Source organism: Cysteiniphilum marinum (assembly GCF_014857925.1).
Taxonomy (GTDB): Bacteria; Pseudomonadota; Gammaproteobacteria; order Francisellales; family Francisellaceae; genus Caedibacter; species Caedibacter marinus.
The window spans coordinates 1-4,135 of sequence record NZ_JACYVZ010000073.1; the positions used below are offsets into that span (position 1 = coordinate 1).

Here is a 4,135-nt window from a genome sequence, read left to right on the forward strand (position 1 = left end):
TTTACAGGGTCAATACGCCCTAAATTAACGATCCAATCTATCATCTATCTGCTCCAACCAAGTTAATATTATACACTTGATTAGAATTAAACCGGTGAGCTGTAGATTTAATCATCTCATCTCCTTTACTTAATTTATTACTGGTCTTAATTCGGTTGCTGATAAAAATTGAACTATTGTCATTGCTTGATAATTAGCATCAGTAGGCAACACAAAGCCATCAATCTTCTTATAAGTATTGCGATGACTGCAACCACTGCCAGCACAATTAAAAAGTCCCAATGCTGTCGTAATTTCTGACTGACTAAAAGCAAATACTTTACCATTATCGCTGGGCAAAATAGCTAGCGTATCTCCTAGATCACTCTCTGGATTATAAGGCTTAGCAAGCCTTGGGCTGGTCGTGTTTCTGTGGAAATGAGCAATGCCAGCATTTGTACCTAATGCAACAACAATTTCTAAACCATTTGGATTTTCATATCCTAATTGAATAGCTTTTATCAAAGCTGAAAGACTATTTGTTGATTTTCCACCTGTCCATTGGGCAACAACACCGCTTTTTTTATAAAAAGGTGTATCGCTTGAGTCTATCGCAAATACTCGACTGCTTGTCTGAAAGATAGCGCTATTACCTTCTAAGTTAGTGGCAAGCTCATTACTTGTTGTATTATCTAATGGGCTGGTTAAGTTAATTGTTTGTATCAAACTATCACCACCAGAATCACCTTTGGTTAGATACAACGTATTTCGACCATAGCGCTTTGAAATATGATAAAAATTCTCAGCATTTCCTAAATTATAAGTACTCATTTCAGCTGTAGCCAAGTCAATATTTTCGCGTAATTGCAATAATGTGCCATCCTCATAAACAATATGAAGATTGTGCGCATTATTCACAAAGACATTTTCTCTTAGCACTAAGCTGCTGGCACCATGAGCACTGCCATAGACTTTCTCAATATTGTCGTGCAATAGGTTATAGCGATAGATATCACCATTATCGGCATCCGTAATATACAAGTACCCAAACGGATTAGCCAACATATGCCCCACTGGAACACTTAATGGAATCTCACGATCAAAGCTTAAATCATTACCGCTTACTTTATACATAAATAAATGATTTGTTTGCTTATCCGGAATCGCCAATTCTCCTTCCAAGTTGACCTCCATTAAAAAGTCACCAATAGATGTGGGAATGCTAATTTCTTTTTGATAAAGCCCCGTTGTAAAGTAACGATAAGCAGGGTGCTGTGATAAATATAACGAGCAACTTTGAGCTTCATTAAGTGACATATTACCACTGATATCACAACCATTAGCAATCCCTATATTGATCACCCATTTATCATCATTTAATCCTAAAAGACTAATATTCTGGATATCTTGCAATGCTATAAAATCAATCTTTAACATACCGGTTGTCAGTTGTGTCACTTGACTTAATAGACCATTTTTAATTTCCAGTGTTTTCTTTTGAGGTAAGCTATTAATGATGTTTAAATCTGCATAAAAAGCCTCTGTTGCCTGACTAACTTCGATAGTCACCTGACAAGAACTATGCGCATCAATTATACCTACACAATTATGATCAATAATTTGCATCGCTTCGTTATCCGATAATGACACATCGGCATCAATCCATGGAAAACCACCAACAACCTCAATATTAAAGGTCACCTGATTGCCACGAGCTAATAAATAATGCTCTGTTTTATTGTCATAATAGGCATTAACACTTGAAATATGGCTCATCACGGGTGCAGTTTCTAGCATAATACTTTCTTGGCTAATCTCACCTGTAAGTAAATCCGTCAATTGATAGCTTAAATGAGCAACTTGCTCTGCAGCTTCAACTGCCACATCAATATGGATCATGCACTGCTTCTCTAGAAACTGACATGATGCACTATCTACAACAGTGAAATTTGGATTATCGATCGTCATCTCACTCACCTGATAGTAACCGATTGGTTTATGTTCGACATTCAATACAATTGAATGGCTACCCGCGGCTCTAAGATATTTATTATTATCAGCAGCATAGATAGTGTGAATCTGAGCAAATAGGCAGGTCATTAGAATGATAAAAAACTTCATTATATTACCTCACTAATTATAATTGTCATCTGATTATTGTAGGTGCCAGACGCCGCAAGGCTATCCGCTGAAAAATACCCTGTTACCTTGCCTGGTGTTGATGATGTTATGTTGACAAGTTCTGAACCTTTATATTGCACATAACATGTTTCACCACCCTCTGCTATGTTAAACTCAATTTGTCCGTCTGGTAATGCATAACAATTACCTTGCCGGACATCCCATGGCACTAAACCTTGCCCCGTTTGGTTGACAAAACGTAAATTATTGACAACAACCGATTCATCCTGTGTTGTTTGATGTTTTAGTGCGATACCCGTATATGCTCGATCATCGGCATTAACGGAAACTAACGCCCCTGTTTGAAACTGAAGTTGATAACGTTTTTCTTCATCAATGTTACTAAACGAATAATTTGCTGGATTTGACTGAATGTTACTATTGCCTTTTTCCATGGTGACATCAACACCGCTAAAACTCATTGCCATCGGCAAAGAACGCTTTGCTATCTTATCGGCATTAATAATGGTTATAGGCAGTTGTGCTGTATAGGCATTTAGTCCTATGGTGATTAGTAAAAACCCCACGCTCATACGTATAAAACTCATTACAACACCTCGGATAATTCAAGTTCCAAAGTGGTGCTGTAGGTACCGGCTTGTGCATTTTCAGCCGACGCAAATTTCATTTTGGTAAAACCATTTTCACTCATAAGCGGCGTTAATTGATCTCCTGCAAAGGTTAATACGCATGGAAAAAGTGGCTGTGCTTGCCCAAAAACAATCTCATTACCATTTAACTGACAATTGACCTGCGCTTGAGCAATATTAAGCGCTGTTGTTTCATCAGCATAAAAGAATGTGAGTGACTTAATCACGGCACCCACTGTATCATTTTTTTTCAAATAGATCCCTTGTAAACCACTCTCAGGATCACCTCCCATACCACTGGAAGATTTAATCACTAATCGATATTGCAGGCTGGGACTGACTTCAGTTGTTTTTAAACCCGCAACTGTTTTTTCATAATCTGCAGTACCTTTAAAGATTTCAGCAACAATCGGCTCTTCTGTTAATATAAAATTCGCATTTTTATTCTCAATCGTTGCTGTTAAGTCTAAAATAGCTTCTTCAGCTTGAAGGGTTCCCCACAACAGTAGTGAGAATAAAATAAATTGTAGTTGTTTCATTTTTATCCTCCTGTGTAGGGTTTGCCTCTAATATACCTAATCATCACGACTTAAGCTTGATATACCCCATTTAAACTATTTATCACCATATTGATGCGTTTAATAGCTTAAGTAATGTATTACATACTCTGCTCCATCTTGATATTAAGCTGTGTTACATAACTGTCTTGCTTAGCATCCTTGGATATATTAAAACTAAAGACAGTGCTTCCTGGCGAGTTTGACTGACTTACATCAATACGTGATAAATTCTGCCCATCAATTTCAATCTCACACAAGTTGCTATCGCTTTCTGTGCCAAAGTGAAGCGCATTGCCTTGCAAACGACAATTATGTGTTGTTGTTTTAATATTAATAGGTTGCCCATCTGCTGATTTTAATAAAATTGACTTTAACGCAACGTTTTTTTCATTCGTATTTCGCCCGACCAAGTGCACACCTTGCAAAGCGTTAATACTACCGATAGATGACCCTTCCGCTGTAATGTTGAAAGAATAGTCTTTAGCAGAATCAATATGATGGACCGATAAGCCAACATGCTCAAAGTTTGTTGTTGTCTCACCGGCTAAGGTAGTCACTGACAGTGGGATATGTGTCATATCAAACTTGACAGATCTTTCTCCCACAATCACCTCGATCTCAAAAGATTCGCTAGCGGCATAAGCCATTGAGATCATGCCGCAACTCATTAAAAACAAATTCGTTCCTTTCATAAGTAGCTCCTATGTTAATTTTCAACTCTTCAGTTGGTTAAATGTTTAATTTTTTCTCAAAACATAGTTGGGGAAATCTTCAAAAACCCAATTATTTTTAAGTGTTAAATAAATTGTTTTTAACAGCTTTCTA

At 37.2% G+C, this 4,135-nt stretch carries 4 protein-coding genes; all 4 read right to left on the minus strand.

All coding sequences use genetic code 11. The features are described from left to right. Window positions 1-129 precede the first annotated feature (129 nt). Entirely contained in the window at window positions 130-2,100 is a 1,971-nt protein-coding gene (locus IE867_RS14080) for an NHL repeat-containing protein (RefSeq protein WP_192485345.1), read from the minus strand. Further along, entirely contained in the window at window positions 2,100-2,708 is a 609-nt protein-coding gene (locus IE867_RS14085; protein WP_192485346.1) for a hypothetical protein, read from the minus strand. Before IE867_RS14085 ends, IE867_RS14080 begins: the two co-directional genes overlap by 1 nt. Then, on the minus strand, window positions 2,708-3,289 hold the full coding sequence (locus IE867_RS14090; RefSeq protein ID WP_192485347.1) for a hypothetical protein: 582 nt from the start codon (window positions 3,287-3,289) through the stop codon (window positions 2,708-2,710). Before IE867_RS14090 ends, IE867_RS14085 begins: the two co-directional genes overlap by 1 nt. A 119-nt stretch (window positions 3,290-3,408) precedes the next feature. Next, a complete protein-coding gene (locus IE867_RS14095) occupies window positions 3,409-4,002 on the minus strand; it encodes a hypothetical protein (RefSeq protein WP_192485348.1) in 594 nt (197 codons plus the stop codon). Between the last annotated feature and the right edge of the window lie 133 nt (window positions 4,003-4,135).

Excerpts from the sequence above, each read along its gene's own strand:
- IE867_RS14085 (WP_192485346.1), bottom strand. The coding sequence starts at position 2,708 with ATGAGTTTTATACGTATGAGCGTGGGGTTTTTACTAATCACCATAGGA.
- IE867_RS14090 (WP_192485347.1), bottom strand. The coding sequence starts at position 3,289 with ATGAAACAACTACAATTTATTTTATTCTCACTACTGTTGTGGGGAACC.
- IE867_RS14080 (WP_192485345.1), bottom strand. The coding sequence starts at position 2,100 with ATGAAGTTTTTTATCATTCTAATGACCTGCCTATTTGCTCAGATTCAC.
- IE867_RS14095 (WP_192485348.1), bottom strand. The coding sequence starts at position 4,002 with ATGAAAGGAACGAATTTGTTTTTAATGAGTTGCGGCATGATCTCAATG.